This window comes from Brevibacillus formosus, from assembly GCF_003013405.1.
GTDB classification, from domain to species: Bacteria; Bacillota; Bacilli; order Brevibacillales; family Brevibacillaceae; genus Brevibacillus; species Brevibacillus formosus.
The window spans coordinates 147,197-166,237 of the sequence record NZ_PXZL01000013.1 but is presented as its reverse complement, the minus strand read 5'-3'; the positions used below and the strand labels follow the sequence as shown (position 1 = coordinate 166,237).

Annotated in this window: 24 protein-coding genes; 15 read left to right on the top strand and 9 right to left on the bottom strand. The window is 48.2% G+C overall.

Going from position 1 to position 19,041, the window contains the following annotated elements; genetic code table 11:
* Nucleotides 1-18: 18 nt before the first annotated feature.
* Nucleotides 19-345 carry a hypothetical protein gene (locus C7R91_RS13310; protein WP_047068769.1) on the top strand — a complete coding sequence of 109 codons (327 nt, stop codon included), beginning with the start codon at nt 19-21 and terminating at the stop codon, nt 343-345.
* A gap of 67 nt (nt 346-412) precedes the next feature.
* On the opposite strand, the gene C7R91_RS13305 is transcribed toward C7R91_RS13310, so the two are convergent.
* Nucleotides 413-1,333 (bottom strand): S8 family peptidase, encoded by a 921-nt coding sequence (locus C7R91_RS13305; protein ID WP_047068768.1) that lies wholly within the window; start codon nt 1,331-1,333, stop codon nt 413-415.
* A 188-nt stretch (nt 1,334-1,521) separates the two neighbouring features.
* On the opposite strand from C7R91_RS13305, the gene C7R91_RS13300 reads away from it, so the two are divergent.
* The gene (locus C7R91_RS13300; RefSeq protein WP_047068767.1) at nt 1,522-1,806 is read left to right on the top strand and encodes a stage VI sporulation protein F; all 285 of its coding nucleotides are present in this window, start codon (nt 1,522-1,524) and stop codon (nt 1,804-1,806) included.
* A gap of 114 nt (nt 1,807-1,920) precedes the next feature.
* On the opposite strand, the gene C7R91_RS13295 is transcribed toward C7R91_RS13300, so the two are convergent.
* The 3 genes from C7R91_RS13295 to rnz all read right to left on the bottom strand — a co-directional run bounded on the left by C7R91_RS13295 (nt 1,921) and on the right by rnz (nt 3,403).
* Nucleotides 1,921-2,010, bottom strand: coding sequence for a YjcZ family sporulation protein (locus C7R91_RS13295; protein ID WP_100169674.1), 90 nt, complete (start codon nt 2,008-2,010; stop codon nt 1,921-1,923).
* A 168-nt stretch (nt 2,011-2,178) separates the two neighbouring features.
* Entirely contained in the window at nt 2,179-2,403 is a 225-nt protein-coding gene (locus C7R91_RS13290) for a hypothetical protein (RefSeq protein ID WP_047068766.1), read from the bottom strand.
* Between the two features lie 43 nt (nt 2,404-2,446).
* Entirely contained in the window at nt 2,447-3,403 is a 957-nt protein-coding gene (gene rnz, locus C7R91_RS13285) for a ribonuclease Z (RefSeq protein WP_047069470.1), read from the bottom strand.
* 126 nt (nt 3,404-3,529) lie between these two features.
* Here rnz and C7R91_RS13280 point away from each other — a divergent pair, with 126 nt between their 5' ends.
* Genes C7R91_RS13280 through C7R91_RS13270 form a run of 3 tightly spaced genes read left to right on the top strand, consistent with a single transcriptional unit; the run spans nt 3,530 to nt 6,119 of the window.
* A complete protein-coding gene (locus C7R91_RS13280) occupies nt 3,530-4,522 on the top strand; it encodes an ABC transporter substrate-binding protein (RefSeq protein ID WP_047068765.1) in 993 nt (330 codons plus the stop codon).
* A 6-nt stretch (nt 4,523-4,528) separates the two neighbouring features.
* On the top strand, nt 4,529-5,332 hold the full coding sequence (locus C7R91_RS13275) for an ABC transporter ATP-binding protein (protein WP_047068764.1): 804 nt from the start codon (nt 4,529-4,531) through the stop codon (nt 5,330-5,332).
* The gene (locus C7R91_RS13270) at nt 5,313-6,119 is read left to right on the top strand and encodes an ABC transporter permease (protein WP_047068763.1); all 807 of its coding nucleotides are present in this window, start codon (nt 5,313-5,315) and stop codon (nt 6,117-6,119) included. The genes C7R91_RS13275 and C7R91_RS13270 overlap by 20 nt, the downstream gene beginning before the upstream one ends.
* A gap of 150 nt (nt 6,120-6,269) precedes the next feature.
* Here the strand turns inward: C7R91_RS13270 and C7R91_RS13265 are convergent, their stop codons facing one another.
* Both C7R91_RS13265 and C7R91_RS13260 read right to left on the bottom strand, forming a co-directional pair.
* Nucleotides 6,270-7,229: a tetratricopeptide repeat protein gene (locus C7R91_RS13265; RefSeq protein WP_047068762.1), complete on the bottom strand. Its 960-nt coding sequence runs from the start codon at nt 7,227-7,229 to the stop codon at nt 6,270-6,272.
* A 54-nt stretch (nt 7,230-7,283) separates the two neighbouring features.
* Nucleotides 7,284-7,658 carry a hypothetical protein gene (locus C7R91_RS13260; RefSeq protein ID WP_012685928.1) on the bottom strand — a complete coding sequence of 125 codons (375 nt, stop codon included), beginning with the start codon at nt 7,656-7,658 and terminating at the stop codon, nt 7,284-7,286.
* A gap of 168 nt (nt 7,659-7,826) precedes the next feature.
* On the opposite strand from C7R91_RS13260, the gene C7R91_RS13255 reads away from it, so the two are divergent.
* Entirely contained in the window at nt 7,827-8,270 is a 444-nt protein-coding gene (locus C7R91_RS13255; RefSeq protein WP_012685927.1) for a DUF2621 domain-containing protein, read from the top strand.
* Nucleotides 8,271-8,334: 64 nt separating this feature from the next.
* Nucleotides 8,335-8,577, top strand: coding sequence for a hypothetical protein (locus C7R91_RS13250; protein ID WP_047068761.1), 243 nt, complete (start codon nt 8,335-8,337; stop codon nt 8,575-8,577).
* Nucleotides 8,578-8,717: 140 nt separating this feature from the next.
* Here C7R91_RS13250 and C7R91_RS13245 read toward each other — a convergent pair whose 3' ends face one another.
* Entirely contained in the window at nt 8,718-9,317 is a 600-nt protein-coding gene (locus C7R91_RS13245; protein WP_047068760.1) for a DUF502 domain-containing protein, read from the bottom strand.
* A gap of 98 nt (nt 9,318-9,415) precedes the next feature.
* On the opposite strand from C7R91_RS13245, the gene C7R91_RS13240 reads away from it, so the two are divergent.
* The 5 genes from C7R91_RS13240 (at nt 9,416) to C7R91_RS13220 (ending at nt 14,265) form a co-directional block, all read left to right on the top strand.
* Nucleotides 9,416-10,243 (top strand): sulfurtransferase, encoded by an 828-nt coding sequence (locus C7R91_RS13240; protein WP_047069469.1) that lies wholly within the window; start codon nt 9,416-9,418, stop codon nt 10,241-10,243.
* Nucleotides 10,244-10,393: 150 nt separating this feature from the next.
* Complete coding sequence (locus C7R91_RS13235; protein WP_047068759.1) at nt 10,394-11,584, top strand: helix-turn-helix domain-containing protein; 1,191 nt, start codon at nt 10,394-10,396, stop codon at nt 11,582-11,584.
* A gap of 45 nt (nt 11,585-11,629) precedes the next feature.
* Entirely contained in the window at nt 11,630-12,631 is a 1,002-nt protein-coding gene (locus tag C7R91_RS13230) for an ABC transporter substrate-binding protein (protein ID WP_047068758.1), read from the top strand.
* Complete coding sequence (locus C7R91_RS13225) at nt 12,628-13,431, top strand: alpha/beta hydrolase (protein ID WP_047068757.1); 804 nt, start codon at nt 12,628-12,630, stop codon at nt 13,429-13,431. Before C7R91_RS13230 ends, C7R91_RS13225 begins: the two co-directional genes overlap by 4 nt.
* Nucleotides 13,432-13,470: 39 nt before the next feature.
* Entirely contained in the window at nt 13,471-14,265 is a 795-nt protein-coding gene (locus C7R91_RS13220; protein WP_047068756.1) for a DUF817 domain-containing protein, read from the top strand.
* A 55-nt stretch (nt 14,266-14,320) separates the two neighbouring features.
* Here the strand turns inward: C7R91_RS13220 and C7R91_RS13215 are convergent, their stop codons facing one another.
* Both C7R91_RS13215 and C7R91_RS13210 read right to left on the bottom strand, forming a co-directional pair.
* Nucleotides 14,321-15,304, bottom strand: a complete 984-nt coding sequence (locus C7R91_RS13215) for an ABC transporter substrate-binding protein (protein WP_047068755.1) — start codon at nt 15,302-15,304, stop codon at nt 14,321-14,323.
* A 185-nt stretch (nt 15,305-15,489) separates the two neighbouring features.
* Nucleotides 15,490-16,638 (bottom strand): MFS transporter, encoded by a 1,149-nt coding sequence (locus tag C7R91_RS13210; protein WP_047068754.1) that lies wholly within the window; start codon nt 16,636-16,638, stop codon nt 15,490-15,492.
* Between the two features lie 171 nt (nt 16,639-16,809).
* Here C7R91_RS13210 and C7R91_RS13205 point away from each other — a divergent pair, with 171 nt between their 5' ends.
* From C7R91_RS13205 to C7R91_RS13195, 3 genes are read left to right on the top strand one after another with little or no spacing between them, the layout of a single operon-like run.
* Nucleotides 16,810-17,361: a helix-turn-helix domain-containing protein gene (locus C7R91_RS13205; protein ID WP_047068753.1), complete on the top strand. Its 552-nt coding sequence runs from the start codon at nt 16,810-16,812 to the stop codon at nt 17,359-17,361.
* 49 nt (nt 17,362-17,410) lie between these two features.
* Nucleotides 17,411-18,499 (top strand): M24 family metallopeptidase, encoded by a 1,089-nt coding sequence (locus C7R91_RS13200; protein ID WP_047068752.1) that lies wholly within the window; start codon nt 17,411-17,413, stop codon nt 18,497-18,499.
* A gap of 29 nt (nt 18,500-18,528) precedes the next feature.
* Nucleotides 18,529-19,038: a GNAT family N-acetyltransferase gene (locus tag C7R91_RS13195; protein WP_047068751.1), complete on the top strand. Its 510-nt coding sequence runs from the start codon at nt 18,529-18,531 to the stop codon at nt 19,036-19,038.
* The last annotated feature ends 3 nt before the right edge of the window (nt 19,039-19,041 follow it).

Here is a 19,041-nt window from a genome sequence, read left to right as displayed (position 1 = left end):
TGATGGAGGTGGAGAGGAGTGAGTTCACCTTTGCGCTATCAATTTATCCTTGATGAACGGCTAGGTATACGACTTCCCGTGCTGCATCTGGAATGGGAAGATTATTCGACTGTAGAAAGAGCGGACATGTTGCTGGAATGGGAAGAAATCCGCGCAACCATTCCGGATCAAATACACCGGGTAGAGAAGGTTATCATTGAGAAAACCAAACAAATGTCCGAAGAAGAAAATTTCGTAAGATCTTGCGAATTGAACAGTGAGATCCACGAATTGGCCAGTGTTATTAACGATCTTAATATATGGTTCCGTGTCCAGCAAGACCATGACACCAAAATCCATCAATAATTCGTTTATGAAAATCCAGCAGCTCCTTGGCTTCTTTTTAGCCTCGGAGCTGTTTTTTCGTGGAACGCTATGCTTTTTTTCGCTTGCGACCAATTTCTAGCGCCTTCAGCCCTGCCACATGCGGGGCAGCCATCGAAGTACCATTCAGCTTTTTAAACTGATTGCCCGGCCACGTAGACAAAATATCAACCCCGGGTGCCTTCATATTTACTCCCTTGCCTCTCGCACTGAACGACGCCAATTTTCCCGTTTGATCAATCGCGCTAACCCCTAAGACACCATCGTACCGCGCTGGATACTCCGCTTCTCCCCCTCCGTTGCCTGCCGAAGCTACCAATACGATTCCTTGTTGGTGGGCCCGACCAACCGCTCTCGCCATTGCTTCGCTGTATTGGGGCATACCAAAGCTCATGTTGATCACATCCATCTTATTGGCAATTGACCATTGCAGAGCCTGCAAAATGGTCGACAAAGATGATTTACCCTCATGATCAAAGGCACGGACGTCATACAAATGGGCCTCTGGAGACACTCCGACAATTCCTCTTTGGTTCATCTCGGCAACGATGATCCCCGCGACATGCGTACCGTGTCCATTTTGTTTGCCGCGTACGAGCTGGATGCCACCCTTTATTTGATCCTTCAAATCAAAATGATCGCGGGAGATTCCCGTATCGATGACAGCGACTTTGACGCCTGCTCCACGCCCCTTTCGCCACAATCTTTGTGCCCCCACATATCGCACGCCCCACGGAATTTCATCCTGCCCTTCCGCATGAACGTTTACGGTAATGTTCTCTTCCACCATCGCCTTATACCGTCGAAACAGCTCCTCATGCTGCTCAAAAATCTTTTCTTTGACACACAAGCATGAAAGGTCATCATAGCATCGCCATGGAAGTCTCTCGGTTTTGGTCAGAACCTTGGTTTTCAAATCTGACAGTATCTCGGTAAATGGCGTATCCCGATGAAAGCTGACAATTTTCAACCCACTAGCCTCCTGTCATGCATCGTTCTGACTCATCCTATGTCACGGCTCCCCCTATGGGTTTGGGCCATTGCACAACGTTAAGCAAAATAGGCGAATAGCGGCGTGAATCTGTCCAAGCGAACTCCCTTGCTTTTCCATATAACTGCATAGGGCAGGCGTATTCTTTTGAAAGGAGCGAAAACATCATGGCAAAAGCAAAAGCAAAAGCAAAAGGAAAAGCAAAGGCAAAAGTCAAGCTTAAAGCGAAGGGCAGTCCACGTGATTTATTGAAATCCATCAACAAGAAAAGCAAGAAAAAATGGACGATGGGTGATGTACGTTCGCTGGCAAAAGACTTCTCCATGAAAGACTTGAAGGATGACAAGAAATTAAGCGCGCTGATTAAAAAAGTCAGCAAGGCGGTTGGTGTCAAATTATCCGACCAACAAATATCCAGTGTAAAAAGGCAAGTACACGATCGCCTCGGATAAGATATGTCTCCCCCTGGCTTCGCCCTCTTTGGTTGGCGAGGCCTTTTTTATGCAAAAACAAAAGAGAGAGCGAAAAATCGCTCTCCCTTCTGGCGAAGCTACCCAGTGTTTTCGTTAGTCGCAAGAGCAAGCAACGATAACAAGCAATACGAACAACACCAGTATTAAAGCAAAGTCGTCAAATCCTCCGTTGAACAGACTCATTCGCTTTCCCTCCTTTGCCAGCAACTAGTCATACTGTATGTGCGAATGCTCAAAGATGATTGGACTATCGCCTATACAAGACCGTTTTTCACGGTTTTACACAGTTACTGGAAAATGGAGTGGAGATTTTTGAAGGTTTCCCATCTACTCATCTCCTGACGATGTGTTTTACTTCCAGCCTGCAATGACTTCGTAAAAAAGCCCGTCCTTCCGGTAATACGCTTCGGATTTGGAGAAGTTCAGGTAGCTCTGTGCCTCTTCAAGCTGCTCTCCCGTCAAAATGACCTGGCGTTGCTTGTTCACTTCGTCTCGATATTCGACAACGAGACTGACTTCTTCCGACTGACAATGTTGAATAAGTTCTTCTGGTGTAGCAAAGGTAATCCGCTTCATGCTCCCCCACCTCCTCCATCGTGATCATTCATTATAGCAAGGATTATTTCTTTCTCCCATCGTTTCTCTCTCGCTTAACAGAAATGCTGCCGAGATCATCAGCCAATTGGGTCGCCGGAAAAATTTGCTGCGCCTCTGCCAACAAATCCTCCATCGAAAAATCCCCATCTTCATCTTCATAACGTGGACTGAAGTGAGTCAGACACAGTTCTTTCACGCCCGCCTCTTTGGCAATTTGAGCCGCCTCGCGTGCTGTGGAATGTCCGCTTCTGGTCGCCAGCTCCTTGTCGTGATGGGCGTAAGTCGCTTCATGGACGAGCAAATCCGCCCCTTTTGCCAGCTCCAAAACCGCTTGGCTCGGCTCCGTATCCCCACTGAAGACGATTTTGCGTCCTGGCTGGGGCTCTCCAACGAAGTCCTTTCCGTCCAGAACACGTCCATCCTCGAGTGTGACCTGTTCTCCTCTTTTCAAGGCTCCAAATAACGGCCCTGACGGCACCCCGGCCTGCTTTGCCCGTTCTACTTGAAATGCTCCTGTCTTTTCCTTTTCCATCACGGCATACGCAAACGAAGGCACGCGATGTTTGGCCATTCGACAGCTCACCACGATCTCTTCGTCCTCGTAGATTACGCCTTCACTGACGATTTTTATTTCCAATGGATATTGCAAATGAACCGGACTTGCCTCCATGACAGCTCGAAAATATCGGTCGAGTCCTGGTGGTCCGTACAGCTCTAACGGAGTCGGTTCAGTATTGCGCAAAGACCGGCTCGCAAGCAGTCCGATCAGTCCATACAGATGATCCCCATGCAGATGCGTGATAAAGATTTTATCCAATTGACTAATTTTCATCGGTGCTCGCAGTAGCTGGTGCTGAGTCCCCTCTCCGCAGTCAAACAACCACCACTTTCCTGCCTGTAAAAATCGCAAGCCGATCCCACTCACGTTTCTTCGCGTAGTGGGTGCACCTGATCCGGTGCCTAAAAATGTAACGATCACGCTATGTCCATCTCCTTTTTGGCCTTCCCTCATCATGTGCCTGTCTCTCTCTCTAGGCATTCACCCTTTTTTGTCTGGGCGCATAGCCTACAACATACAAAGCCTAGCAAGGAGGGACTCCTAATCATGAAACGATTTTTGGCGCTGGGGCTGGCCGCTTTTCTCGTTATGACGGCCGTCTTGACTGGCTGCTCCAGCACTCCCGAAAAAATAAGAATTGGTGAAGTGACTCGTTCTTTGTTTTACGCCCCGCAATATGTCGCACTTGAAAAAGGATTTTTCAAGGAAGAAGGTCTAGAAGTGGAGCTCTCAACCATTCCCGGCGGAGATAAAGTGATGTCGGCTCTGTTATCTGGCGGCATCGAGGTCGCGCTCGTCGGCTCCGAGACCAGCATCTACGTCTCTCAGCAAGGAGCTGCCGATCCTGTTGTCAACTTCGCGCAGCTCACACAGACGGACGGCACCTTCCTCGTCTCCCGCACCAAAATGGATGACTTTACTTTCGACAAGCTAAAAGGCAGTGTCTTCTTGGGTCAACGTAAAGGCGGCATGCCGCAAATGGTCGGAGAGTATGTACTCAAAAAGCACAACATCAATCCGCAAGCCGACGTGGAACTCATTCAGAATATCGAATTCAAAAATATCGCGTCTTCCTTCGCATCTGGTACCGGAGCGTATGTACAGCTGTTTGAACCGGAAGCCTCCCGCTTTGAACAGGAAGGAATCGGCCATGTCGTCGCCTCTTTTGGCAAAGAGAGCGGAACCGTTCCTTACACTGTCTTCATGACAAAACAAAGCTATATCGACAGCAACGCAGCAGCTATCCAAAAGTTTACCAATGCGGTCTACAAAGGGCAACAGTGGGTTGCCAGCCACAGTGCAAAAGAAACGGCTGATGTGATAGGCAAGTACTTCGAGCAAATCGATCCGAAGATTCTGGAAACCGCTGTACAGCGTTACCTCGAACAGGGCTCCTATGCGACAGATCCCATTCTGGACGAAAAGGAATGGAACCAGCTACAAGATATTATGGATTCCGCTGGTGAATTAAAGCAACGCGCTGATTACAACAAGCTGGTAAACACCACTTTTGCTACCCAATCCAAGGAAGGGAAATAGGCCGTCATGAAGCAAATTTCTTCTACGCCGGCAAAAATAGAACTCGGCCACGTGACCCATCTTTATTTATCCACGACCAGGGCGTTCATGGCGGTCCAAGACATTAACCTGCGCGTGGAGGAAGGCGAATTCATTTGTCTGGTTGGTCCCAGCGGTTGTGGCAAGACGACGCTGCTCTCACTCATTGCAGGGCTTGAGAAGCCGACAGCAGGCAAGGTGTGGATCGACGGAAGAGAAGTCAATGGAACGTCTAGGCAAGTTGGCTACATGCTACAGCAAGATTATTTGTTCAACTGGCGCTCCATCGAAGACAACGTGTTTCTCGGGCTGGATATCCAAGGCATCCGTACCAAGGAAACAGAGGAATACGCGCTACATCTGCTTGATGAAATGGAGCTGTCTGATGTGCGCAAATCCTCTCCCCTGCAGCTGTCAGGCGGTATGCGGCAACGGGTTGCACTCGTCCGAACACTCGCCTGTCAACCTGATGTGCTGTTGCTTGACGAACCATTTTCGGCATTGGACTATCAGACTAAACTCAAGCTCGAAGACTTGATCTTTTCAACACTGCGTCGGCATAAAAAAACGGCAGTCCTTGTGACACATGATCTCTCCGAATCAATCGCGATGGGCGATCGCGTCTATATCTTTTCACGCAACCCGGGACGCATCAACAGCGAGATTGTCGTACCCAGCCCGATCCGGGATGCTCTGCCATTCGACGCCAGAAATCATGATGGATTCCAAGACTTGTTCCATCGCGTGTGGAAAGAGATGGAGGTAGTATCTGATGCAGCCAAAGGAAATTGAATCCGTCCATCGCCGCTACTTGCAGCTAGAAAAGCGTATGAGCTTTTCCGTCTTTACCACACAACTGTTCCTCTTTCTCGTTTTTCTCGGTTTATGGGAGCTACTGGCTCGAACCAATACCATTAATGCGCTCATCTTCAGCTATCCTTCCAAGATTTGGGCTCAATTTTGGTTGCAGCTGCAAGATGGCAGCCTTCTCCCGCATGTCGGCTTGACCGTATGGGAAACGATTATCGGCTTTCTCTTAGGAACGATTCTGGGAACCGTCATGGCAACGATCATATGGTGGTCCCCTTTTCTCTCCCGCGTCCTAGAGCCTTATCTGGTGATTGCCAACAGTATGCCAAAGGTAGCCCTCGGTCCGGTTTTCATCGTCGGCTTTGGCCCAGGTTTGCTCTCCGTCATAGCCATGGGGTGCGCGATCTCAGTCATCATCACCACGATCAACGTCTATACCAGCTTCAAGGAAGTTAATCAAAACTACGTCAAAGTCGTGCAAACACTCGGAGGGAGCAAACGGCAAATCTTCACGCTCGTTATTTTGCCAGCTACCATCCCAACCCTTCTCGCTACGCTGAAGGTAAATGTCGGACTTTCGTGGGTCGGCGTCATCGTCGGAGAGTTTCTCGTATCCCAGCAAGGCTTGGGGTATTTGATCATATACGGCTTCCAAGTGTTTAATTTTACCCTGGTCATGATGAGCTTAGCCATTATCGCGGTCATCGCTACCTTGATGTATCAAGGCGTAGCCTATATAGAGCGGCGGCTCACCACCCAGTTTAAATAGATGGCTTCTAAAAAACGGTGCCAACCATCTACCGGGGATGATTGCACCGTTTTTTCATGGGCAAATATGTTCTGACAGGGTTAGGGGCACAGTCCCCCTTCTTACAGAAAAACGCCCGACAACGAATTGCCGGGCGCTCTAGCTATCGATTTACTTCCAAAACTTCCACTTGCTTTTTTTCGTCGTCGGATCGTCCATTTGGCTCTCGACGGCTTTCTGTTGGGCGGCTGCTTCCACTTCGAGCGCTCCAGGTACTCGATTCAGGAAGTGATCGACCATTGGCTTGTAGTTATCTGGCAAATGCTCTTGCATGTTTCGCAGGATGACGATTGCCTTTTCCATTTGATCGGTCGCCAACAGAGCATTGGCATAGTTGAAGCCCGCATACGGATACGGGAAATGTGGCGTCCAGAACTTTTCACAAATCTGAATCAACTGATAGACATAACCCGCTTGTCCCAATTCACCGGTCACAGTCATGACGACCTCAAAGCGGTCCTTCGCTCCTTCAATCGCTACCGTGTACCATTTCATCGCATTCAGGAGGTCCTCCTCCGTCAAAGCAAGACGAGCCAGTTGAAGCTGTGGTCTCCAAGCGCCTTCTTTACTTGCCAGCGCCTCCAGCTGCCCTTTCAGCTCATCCTTTTTTCCTCTTTGCAAGAAGCTCTCGACAAACATGTTCAAGCCATTTTCTTGATTCGGGTCTTTGTGCAAGCCTGTATGTAGGGTCTCGAACGCTTTTGGCTCATCTCCTTCAAACGCGAAGATTTTTGCCAAATTGGTGCAAGCCGTACCCGAGGACGGGAATCGTTCCAGACAATCTGTCAAGATTTTTTTAGCGCTTTCAAACTCTCTCGCCTGCATATGAACGACTGCACGGAAAATGAGAGCAGACTCAATTGGCCCGTATAATTCGAGAAGCCTGTCGGCAGCGACAGCGGCTTGCTCATGAAATTGACCCTTCACCAACTCCATCGCAAAATCGCGAAGCTTATCTTTTTCATCCCAGTACTTATCCAGATTTTGCGGAATTATTTTTTTCTGGTAATCCTCTCGGGACATATCGATGGTTTGACCAAACTCATTGGTAAACGTCACAAATTCAGACATGAAACAGCCTCGCTTTCATTTCCTCACAAAAGTTTCAAATGCTTGTACCGCCAATTAGATCCATGCTTTGATATTTACTTTACGGATAAATTCCTCCATTGATTCCTTCGCGGGTTCGTCATTTGCCTCTTCTGCATCTTCCATGCCCATCAGTTGTCGAAACAGTGCTTCGTTCCTTGTCGCCAATGCAAAATCAAGTAAAGCCTCATGCGAGATGCGATTTGCTTCTTCCTCCAGCAATTGCTCCTCCAAGGCGATGTCCTCTTCTACAACGGCGATATGCTTATCAATTTTCGGAATGCGTAAAACCCAAGAAAATGCGCTGTCCGGATTGCGGTCACGAGCAATCAGGTAACCGTATTCACCCAAAGGCAAACCTTGCTCGAAGGAGTCGGCAACAATGACGACGCGTTGTCCAAGCTTGAACATGAGCGTCAACTCCCAATAAAGATTAATTCTAATCATACTAAATTGTATGTGTTCTTGGGAAGAGCAAACCCCTAAGGATAGGAAAACGCATAAAAAGTTTGTTGCCCGAACCAAAATAAGGTACAATTTTTACTAGTGAATGGAAATTGGTAATGAGGTGTACAAGGTATGGGTGAAATGTCTACAGGGTTTTCCCTGTTTATCGTTGGCTGGACCATTGTTCTCGTAAGTCTGATGGCGATTGGCGGGTATTTCATGTTCCGCAAATTTCTCAAGTCTATGCCCAAGCAAGACGGAAAATCTGACTTGGATTGGCAGGATCATTACATTGATCAGACACGTGCGCTCTGGACAGATGAAGGTCTGACCTTGCTCAATGAATTGGTTGATCCTGTGCCACAGTTGTTTCGTGATGTTGCGAGACGTTCTATCGCAGCGAAAATCGGCCAGATCGCGCTGGAAGAGAAAGCAACCACCATTACAACAGATTTGATTGTAAAGGGGTACATCGTAGCAACCCCCAAGCGTGACCACAAATGGCTCATTGCCCACCTGAAATCAAAAGAAATCGACTACACGCCCTATGAGAAATATTTGAATGCCGAGGGATAATTGAAACTTCCTGTAGAGTCATCCGTAAAAAAGGTAAGACCTTTTTGGCAAGGAGACGATGTGGATGTCAGTCCTACTCACGATTTTGGGGATCGGTTTTGTTATTTTGATCGTTGCGATTGTCATTGTGGCGGTCCTCTTTAAGAAAGGCGCCCGGTTCTTATGGAAAATGACCGGACGTGGCTATCACAAGTACAGCAGCAGTGATTACCGATATCGACCCTCATGGAAGATGGGGCATCGAACATACGGTCATCGTCACTATCGTCGCAAATATTCCAGCCATAGTGGATTTTTTAGCAGCTGACGTTATGAAAATGTGAAGGCACTCAAATTCGTTTGGGTGTCTTTTTTGTGTGGAAAAATCGAAAACTAAGGAAGTTCCCCAAAAAACAAGCAACAAACCTCCAAAACCACAAGACTCGTGGCTCTGGAGGTTTGTATGATTTAAGCATCGCTGCTTTTTTTGTTTACGTTTTGCGGCCCTCCAGATACTCCACCCGATACCAGGAATGCCATGACTTCTGAGCTTTCCGTATCAAGCAGCTGTACCTGATCACTCGGGAACAACAAGAGATTTCCTGCAAAATTGTACGACTGCGGCAAGTAGACAGCTACGTGATCTGTGAGACCAAAAGAATCGAGGCTTTCTTTTGTAATAAACCCAATGGCCTTCGCATTTCCATCCTTGGATAGCGTCACAAGCACCGGCTTGTTAAAGCTCTTCTTCTCCCCTACAAACGCTCCTATCAAATCCTTGATGGACGTATAAATCAGTTTGATAAACGGCACTTTCTCGAAGACGGTGGACACGAGCGAAAGAACTCCGCGTGTCAGTACATTGGATGCAAGGAAGCCTACAATCGTAATGCCGAGTATGGTCAAGAGGACACCAAGTCCTGGAATTTGGAGATTAAACCAGTTGTGAACCAGCAGATAGAACCAGTTATCCACGGTCGTGAAAATCCAATACAAAATATAAATCGTCACTGCCAAAGGAATGACAAACAATAGCCCCTCAAAAAAATAGCGAATGAAACGCTTCATCTCTCTTCTCCTCTCTCCTAACCACAATCCCTTAATTATTGTACCTGATTGGATTGCCATCTGCTATGATGAAGAAAAAAGAGAAAGTAGGGAGATTCATGCAAGCACTTGTCACACCTCAATGGCTCAAGGATCATCTGAACGATGAAAATTTGGTGATCGTCGATTGTCGTTTTGCTTTAAGTGCTTCTGAAGCAGGTGCAGAGGAATACACGAAGGATCATATCCCGGGAGCCCTCTACTTTCATCTGAACCGTGACCTTTCCGGCTCCAAAAGCGAGCATGGTGGACGTCATCCTCTCCCAGATACGGAGCTGCTGGCTGCCCATTTTTCAAATGCGGGAATCGATGCCAACACGACTGTCATCGCCTACGATGATCAGGAAATGGCAATGGCAGGACGTCTATGGTGGCTTCTGCGCTACCTTGGTCACGATCGGGTAGCTGTACTCGACGGCGGATACGCTGCTTGGAAAAAGGCTGGCTATGAGATAACCGCAGAAGTACCTACTGTACAAGCTCGTCAGTTCGTCCCACATGTCCGCCACGACATGTTAGTTGACATGGAAGGTGTCAAAAAACGCAGCGAGCACACCGTATTGCTCGATTCTCGTGCGCCAGAACGCTACCGTGGCGAGAACGAACCGATCGACGCAAAAGCAGGACACATACCTGGGGCGCACAATTTCTTTTATAAGGACAACCTCGCTGCTGATCAGACGATGCTTCCGGCAGACGAGCTGCAAAAACGTCTCGCTCCTTACGCTGATAAAGAATTGATCGTCTATTGCGGCTCAGGCGTGACGGCTTGCTCTAATTTGCTCGCTTTCCATGCTGCTGGTCGAACCGATGTGAAATTGTATTTGGGCAGTTGGAGTGACTGGAGCTCTTATCCAGATAATCCGGTGGCTACCGGCGAAGAGTAATTCCATCAGTGGACTTTCGGCGATCGCTTCCCTACGACATTGGGGAGCGGTCGTCTTATTTTTCTTCCTCTATCATTTTCGCTATCATTCATAGATAATAATTATCATTATCACAAACTTGTGCACGTGCCTGAAAAGGTGGATGGAATCATGAAACATAACAAAGAATACGAGCCTTGTCGCCAAATGTCACTCCACGAGGTTCGCGCCTATATGGTCTGTAACTTCGATCGTCCGTTAAACGTAACTACGTTGGCAGCGATGGCGAACTTAAGTCCGAGCTATTTTGGCGATTCGTTCAAGAAGGCTTACGGACAAAGTGTCATGGATTATGTAACGAGTCTGCGTATCAATCACGCCAAGCGATTGTTACGCGAGACGGATATGAAGCTGCGGGATATTGCGAAAACAATCGGGTACAGCGATGAGTTTTACTTTAGCCGGAAGTTCAAGAAGGAAGTGGGTGTATCCCCCTCCGCGTATGAAAGAGCTTCCGAGCGCAAAGTTGCCGTCTACTCCCCTTCCCTGCTGGGGCATCTAGTAGTACTGGGGATTATACCAGTCGCTGCTCCTTTGGATGCGAAGTGGACCCCCTATTACTATCAGCAGTATCAGCAACACATCGCGGTTCATTTAAAAGCAGTCGAAACGCCGTGGAATGATGACAATCAGGAAATCATGCTTCTGGCTGCCAAGCCGGATGTTGTCATTAGCCACGTAGAGCTTCCCGAGACTACCAAGCAACGCTTGTCTGCACATGGCATAGACGTCTTGACCCTCCAATCTTCTGGCTGGAGAGAGCAATTACGTGAAGTTGCCAGCTACACGGGCAAAGAAGCAGCTTGTGACTCCTGGATCGCTTTTTATGAAGCGAAGGCCGCTGCCGTTCGCGCAGACCTGCAATCTGTGCTCCAGCAAGATAAATTTGCCATCATTCGCCTTTATCGGGATGGCATCCATCTTTACAACAATAAGGGAATGAAGGAGCTTCTGTGCGGCGATTTGCAGCTTTCTCTTGTGGAAGAGGAAATGGAACCTTGCAATCGGCCTATCACGCTCGAGCAGCTTGCGAGCTTTGACCCGGAGCGAATCCTGTTGTTCGTTTGTCTCGATGAGTCGACACGCATAAGCTGGCTGACGCTACAGCATCATTCGCTTTGGAGAGGACTTCGCGCTGTTCAAAATGGGTACCTCTATCTCTTGCCTTCTAATCCGTGGTACGAGTACTCACCAGTAGCCATGAACCGGATGCTGGATGAAATCCTGCTAATGGTAACAGGGAAAAGTCCAAATGCGATTCAAGGTGTTGTCCATGGAGCCCCTTTCTTGGGTGAATTATAATGTTTCCCAGTGAGAAACATTATCAACGAGAGGGGATTCCCTAGTATGACAAAGAAAACAAGTCTTGCGCTGATGCTGACCACGACGATGCTCGTTGCTGGACTGGCAGCAGGCTGCGGGAACAACGTAATCAGTGAGACAGTGACACAGAAGGTCGAATCATCCACGACTAGGAGTGCCGAAGGATCGGCAAAGAGCTCTTCTGACAAGCCTGCCTACCCGCGTGTGCTAAAAGATGAAATGGGTAACGAGGTGACATTGCCTGCTGCACCTGCCAAAATATTCGCTCCCAATCTGGAAGATACTTTGGTCGCACTGGGCGTTGCTCCGGTCGTGCAGTGGTCTTCGGGCTCAAGACCAAAAATGTATTTGCAAGATCAGCTAAAAGATGTGCCGTCCATTGCCTTCACAGGTGGATTGCCTCCAGAGCCGGAAGGGGTTATGGCCCATGAGCCAGACCTCATCCTTTTACACAATGCCAACCATATCGAAAGCGGCGTGTACGATAAATATAAGATGATTGCGCCTACGTATGTGTTCAAGCAAGCAAATGCTGATCTTGAATCTTCCGTACGCATAGTTGGCGATCTGTTGGGCAAGTCGGCGGAAGCTGAAAAAGCTTTGCAGAAATATAAGGAGCATGTCGAGGCAGCCAAAAAGGAGCTGGCCCCTCATATCCAAGGCAAAAAAGCAGCGATTATTCGCTTTAATGGCAGAGGGATGTTCTTCATCAAGTATGATTTCTTCAGTGGATACGTACTTACCAATGAGCTAGGCTTTTTGCCGAGCCAGGTTGTTTCCGGCGGTGACATTCATTTATCACTAGAGAGCTTACCTGATTTGGATGCGGACTATATTTTCCTCATCAATGACGCTGGTACGGGGGATGCATTCGAAAAAGATTTGACAGAGAGTCCGGTTTGGAAAAGCATGGAGGCTGTGAAGAACGGCCGTACGTTTAAAGTAGAGGGAGATCACTGGTTAAGCGGCGGCCTGATCGCACATATGAAAGTCATTGAGGATGTGAAAGGATTGATTGCAAAATGAAAATGATAGAGAAAAACGGCTACTCCCCTCGTAATTGTGTAGAGTGGACACTGCAATCAAGCCAAGGTCGTGACTATCGGATTATGATTGCGATTCCGGAAGCTAAAGCTCCTCCCGAAGGATATGCGGTTATTTATGCCGTGGATGGCGATGCGATGTTTGGAACGATTGCGGAGACGGTGAAGTTGCAAACACGCAAGCCCAAGGGCTTTAACCCAGCCATTGTTGTAGGAATCGGCTATCCATCACGTCTGCCATTTGATATGGACCGCCGTTGTTACGATTTGACCATGCCCGTGGATTCGGCTTCACTTCCTGACCGACCGAATGGGGAGCCTTGGCCAGAGCATGGTGGGGTTGATTTGTTCCTGGATTTCCTTGAACAGCAGCTGATGCCAGCTATTTCTTCCGAATGGCAGGTAAATCCGAAAAAACAGGCGATTTTCGGCCATTCCTTAGGTGGTCATTTCACACTGTATACGCTGTTCTCGCGTCCGAAGCTTTTCTCACACGTCGTATCAGGGAGCCCTTCCGTCTGGTGGGGCAACGAGGAGGTATTGAGAGAGCAAGAGCGCTTTATCACCCAATGGAAAGGCGATCATGAACTAAAGCTGCTCGTCATTGTTGGCGGCGATGAGCTCTCCTTCATGGTCGAGGGTGCACAACGCGTTGTAGAGCGCATGGAACCACTCACTACCAAAGGTGTTCAAGTGAGCTTCATCAAATTCGAAGATGAGGGCCATGTAAGCGTGCTGCCTTCCGCTATCAATAGACTTGTGCGGTTTGTGCTTACGGATTAGCCCTCTGAAACTACTTTCGTAAACGTAAAGGACAGACAAATGATACGATATATGCGTCTATTGCTTCATTTTGGCTATCAAGAAGCTATGTCTTGCTTGTTTCCGGTCTTTATTTTTGGTTCGCTCGCCTTATCCAAATTCGTCACCATTCCTGGTTTTCCCAGGTACGACCTCCTGCTGTTGCTCTGCCTGCTCTTCCAGATTTTCATGGTGAAAAGCGGTTTGGAGTCTCAGGACGAATTGAAGGTCATCACGGTCTTTCACGTGATCGGGCTGTGCTTGGAAATATTCAAGGTGCATATGGGTTCTTGGAGCTATCCGGAGGATGCGTACAGCAAGGTATTTGGCGTTCCTTTGTACAGTGGGTTCATGTACGCCAGTGTCGCGAGCTACTTATGTCAAGCGTGGCGTCGACTAGAGGTTTCTCTCTCTGGCTGGCCAAATCAGATTATCGCCACCATTTTGGGCGCAATGATCTATCTGAACTTTTTCACCCACCATTATATTTGGGATTTGCGTTGGGTGCTGATGGCAGCTATTTTCATTGTCTTCTGGAAAACACGTGTTTATTTTAGCGTCGCGAATGAGCGGTTTTTCATGCCCATCCCTCTTGGTTACTTTTTGATCGGTTTTTTCATTTGGATTGCGGAAAATATAGCGACGTTTCTCGGAGCTTGGAATTATCCGAATCAGAGAGCAGGCTGGGAGCTCGTGCATCTCAGTAAAATCAGCTCGTGGTTTTTACTTGTCATCGTGAGCTTTATTATCGTGGCGGAATTAAAGCATGTAAAATCCAGAAGATCCCAATCCCATAATAGCAAGAAACACATGTAAAAAGCCTGCCCACCCTTCGTACAAAACGTCAAAGGGTGGATAGGCTTTTCTCTTCTTATTTACTAACGTTGCTGAGTACATCCTCAATCATTTGGCGGTTGGCAATGACGCCTGTGTACAGCCAGCTGGAATCTTTCGCAAACGTAAACGCATTTCCATTCTTCACAGCAGGGATATTCGCCCATACTGGATCCTTTTGCAATTGTTCTACAGCAGTCGGATTACTGTTTACGATAAACAAGTACTCGGCATCGAGTTCAGCCAATTTCTCCATGGAGATCGCGTTCCAGTTTGCTTCTCCTGACTTGGAGATTTCCTGAACGATAGCAGGAATCTTAAACCCGAGGTCCTTGTAGAGCACATCCCCGCTAGACAAGTCCTGACGCGCTACGTACACATTTTTCCCCGTTATCCACAGTGCTGCCGCTGATTTTTCCCCAATCGCCTGCTGCAGCTTTTGCTTGGACTCGGCTGCAAACGTCTCATAATCTGCCAGCACTTTCTTCGCTTCTTCCCCCTTGTTGAGCACTTCTCCTACTGTCAGGAGCTCTTTACGCCAATCGCTGTTCTTTTCTTTTCCAATGGTGTAAGTAGGGGCGATTTTCGAGTACTGGCTATACTTGTCCCCTTGGACCAGAGATGCGCTATCCAAAATAATCAGGTCGGGGCTGTGGCTCATCACGACCTCTGGCGGCAGATCATAAGGAATCGCTGGAATACCCGCCAGCTCTTTTTGCAGGTAGCCTTGTACTTGGCTGTTCCCTACTGACCATTGAGCAACTGGCTTCACTCCCAACGCTACTAAATGATCCTCTAAATAAGAAGCGATCACGCGCTGAGGTTGAGCTGGGACGGTTACTTCATTTCCCATCGCATCCTTCAGTACCCGTGGAGCTTCAGCCGCTGGTGTCCCGGTTTGGCTGTTGCCCGCTTGTCCCTCTGGACTCGCAGCGTTCGGTTGGCCAGAACAAGCACTCACGATTGTAACTAGGCTTGCCAATACGACACTGGCTATCGAAAGTTTGGCTGTTTTCTTCATTGGTGTGTTCCTCCATCTGCGTCATGCCATCAAGCAGCGACAACTGCCAACTTGACCGCGTTTTCATTGAGAATAATTATCATAATCACAATGGGTATTATAGCGGATTATGGCTAGATGCTCAACTTTTTGTTTTGAAAACGAAAAAAGACCCCCTGCTTACTTAGCAGAAAGTCCGTATCCTCCTAGCGTGGAACCCCGCTTAACAAGAATCGATGCAGTCCCCCGATCAGACATACGCCAGCTGTTACAAAAAACGCAATGAAGTAGGAATGGTGCCAATTCCCCAGCAAGCCTGCCAATACTGGGCTCAATACCGCTCCGATCGACAGTACCGCCGAGTAAATACTAAACACACTCCCGTAAAGCTCTCGGGGTGAATGTACCGTCAAGACGGTCGCAAAAGCTGGGAACAGCATCCCAAAGCACGCGCCGAAGAAAAACATCATGACATGAATCGGAATCGCCAACCCGATTGCCAGGGCGTACAGAAGAAGGCTGAGAACTCCCAATCCGGCAAAAGTCCTCGTCTCAACGGGGACGCGATGCAGCCAAAACTGGCACAAAATAGCAAGTGCTCCCAACCCTTTCAAGCTGAACAATATGCCAGTAACGGCTGGGGACAACCCTTGTCTTTGGATGAGCAAAGGCACTTCATAGATAATCGTTCCTTGAGCGTAAATGATCGCAAATCCCCCAAGAAACGCAGGATACAGCATTCGATTTTCCAAGATGGCGGTTAGGTTTTGCTTGCCCCCACCTTTGATTCGTGGCGTAGACGACATATTTACCTCTACTCTTTCAGGCAACATCATCCAAGCGAAAACGCCAGCAATGATCATCATGTAGCCCAGAATCACGAATGATTGACCATAGCCGAATTGCACCGCCAAAAAGCTACCGACTGCCGGGGATACGATGCCTGCCGAGGTAAGGACCAATCCCTTTTTACCCATAATTTCGCCCTGCTCAAGTGCCGTCTTCCCTGTTTCTCCGAGCAAGGCAGAACAAGCGGGAGATACAAACGCCATCAAAAACCCAAGCATCAGTCGAAAGGTAAAGAAACCCGCGGTGTTTTGCACAATGCCTTGACCAATCAGCATCACGCCAGCCAAAATCAATCCACCTGCGATAAACCATTTTTTCGGATAGCGATCAAGAAAAGGGCCAGCGAGCAGGTTGCCTGTCAAATTGCTGATCGCATAACCCCCGAGCACGAAGCCGATCATCGCAGCGGATACACCCAATACGTTTAAATACGGCGCAAGAAGAGGCGTCTGCGCGTGCATGTCAAAGGAAACCAGAAACAAAACCACTAACAGGAGAGCTCTCAAAGCAATTCCCTTCCTCTCTAACGGCCTGTCTTTATGCCAGTATATGAAGGCAATGGTACAAGTAGGATACGAAAAGAAGCTGGAAGATTCAGAATAAATGTAGCAATTATTTTTGTATTACCGTAATATTTACTGTAATACCGTAATTGTTTTTGGTCAGGAGGTGACTTTTTGGAGCACGTTTACAAAAAAATACGAGAACTTCGTATCCAGCAGGAGCTTACTTTAAAGGACTTGAGTGAGAAATCAGGATTCTCCGTCAGTTTTTTATCACAAGTAGAGCGTGGTAACAGTTCGCTCGCGATTACATCTCTGCAAAAAATTGCGGAATGCCTGGGTGTCCCCATTACGTACTTCTTTGAAGTAGAAAAAGATGTCACGTACCACACGCCCATTGCAAAGCGTCAAACGTTGCAGATTGAAGGGTCACCTGTGAAGTACGTTCGAATCGGCGGGAATTTTCCCGACAGGGCGCTTGAACCCCTCCTCAACGTGTTGCCACCCGGACAGACGAAGCATGTCGCGTTTCAGCATCCCGGTGAAGAGTTTTACTACGTCGTTAAAGGATGTGTCACCATCGTAGTCGACGAAACAGAATATTGTCTCGAACAAGGAGACACGATCCACTTCCCTTCCTCTCTCCTTCATACGTGGTACAATCCTTCCACTGTAGAAGAAGCCGAGATTCTGTCCGTTTTAACGCCTGTCATTTTTAGAACCTAACGCAACGTGTGCTTTTCGCATTGTCTACCAATAAAAAAGGGTGATCTGGATGCAAGAAAGACTGGAAAAGCTGCACGCGTATATGGAAAGCAGGAAACTGAACGCATTGATAATTACGCATCCCAAAAACGTGTACTATTTTACCGGATTTTTGACAGAGCCACATGAACGTTTTATGGGCCTCGTCTTGGTGAGAGGCGAGTCCCCCTTCCTCTTCGTTCCACTGCTGGACGGTGAAAAAGCACGGGAGGCTTGTCCGGCCATTATGATTTATACGCATGACGATTCACAGGATGCACTAACCGTGCTCCAGCATTTGTTGCCAACTCCCCTCTCTCACATTGGTGTGGAGAAGAACCATTTGACAGCGAAAACATATGAGGCACTTGTATCGATTGTGCAAGCTACAGAAGCAGTAGATGTCGGAGAATTGCTGTGTAATATACGCGTGGCTAAGGATGCATCTGAAATCGCTACGATCAAGCGAGCGATTTGGGTCATGGAGGAATCCCTACGCCGTACGCTCCCTCTGATATCCGTCGGGATGACGGAACTGGACGTCGTCGCAGAGCTGGAATACCAGATGAAAAAGCTAAAAGCACAAGGCCCTTCCTTTTCAACGATTGTGCTGGCTGGAGAAAAAGCTGCACTGCCCCATGGCGACCCGGGTGATCGGGTGATTGCGGCAGGAGAAGTTTTGTTGATTGACGCAGGCGTGTATGTCGATGGGTATGTATCGGACCTGACGCGTACATTTGCTGTCGGTCAACTTGGGGCAGAATTGCTGGACATGTACGATACGGTCTTGCAAGCGAATCTGGCGGGGATACAGGCCGTTCGACCAGGGGCTCTGATCGCAGAGGTTGACCTAGCTGCACGAGCTGTCATTGGGGACCGGGGCTATGGAGAATTTTTCATCAATCGTGTCGGGCACGGGATCGGACTGGAGCTTCATGAAGCTCCGTACGTTCACAGCCAGGCAGCAGGAGAACTCATCCCAGGCATGGTTTTCACGATTGAACCGGGCATTTATGACACGAAGATTGGTGGCATCCGCATTGAAGACAATGTGCTCGTCACGAAGGATGGCGTAGAAGTATTGACTTCTTTTCCCAAAGAGCTGCAAATCATCGGATAAATGATAAAAAAAAGGCTGGTGTCGTTCCTATGAAAGTGTTGGAAACAGATCGTCTCATCCTCCGCTGGCAAACTGCCGAAGACGCTGATTTTGTCTTGAAACTGATGAATGAGCCTTCTTGGATTCGATTTATTGGCGATCGTGGCCTTCGTACAACGGAAGACGCCCGCCACTATATTTTGAATGGCGCTGTCGCGATGTACGAGAGTCTTGGCTTTGGTTTGTATTTGACGGAGCTGAAGGAAGAAAATGTTCCGATCGGTTTATGTGGACTGATTAAGAGGGATTCGTTGGAAGATGTCGATATCGGCTTTGCGTTTCTGCCCGCATACTGGGGCAAAGGCTACGCGTATGAGGCAGCCTCTGCTGTTCTTGCCCACGGAAAAGAAGTTGTCGGCTTAAAGCGCATCGTAGCAATCACCAACCCCGATAATGCGTCTTCTGCCAATCTTCTAAAGAAAATCGGCCTGCAAGAAAAAGGGATGATTACCCTCTCAAAGGATACGGAGGAGGTCAAGTTTTTTGCCATCGAGTTCTAGTTC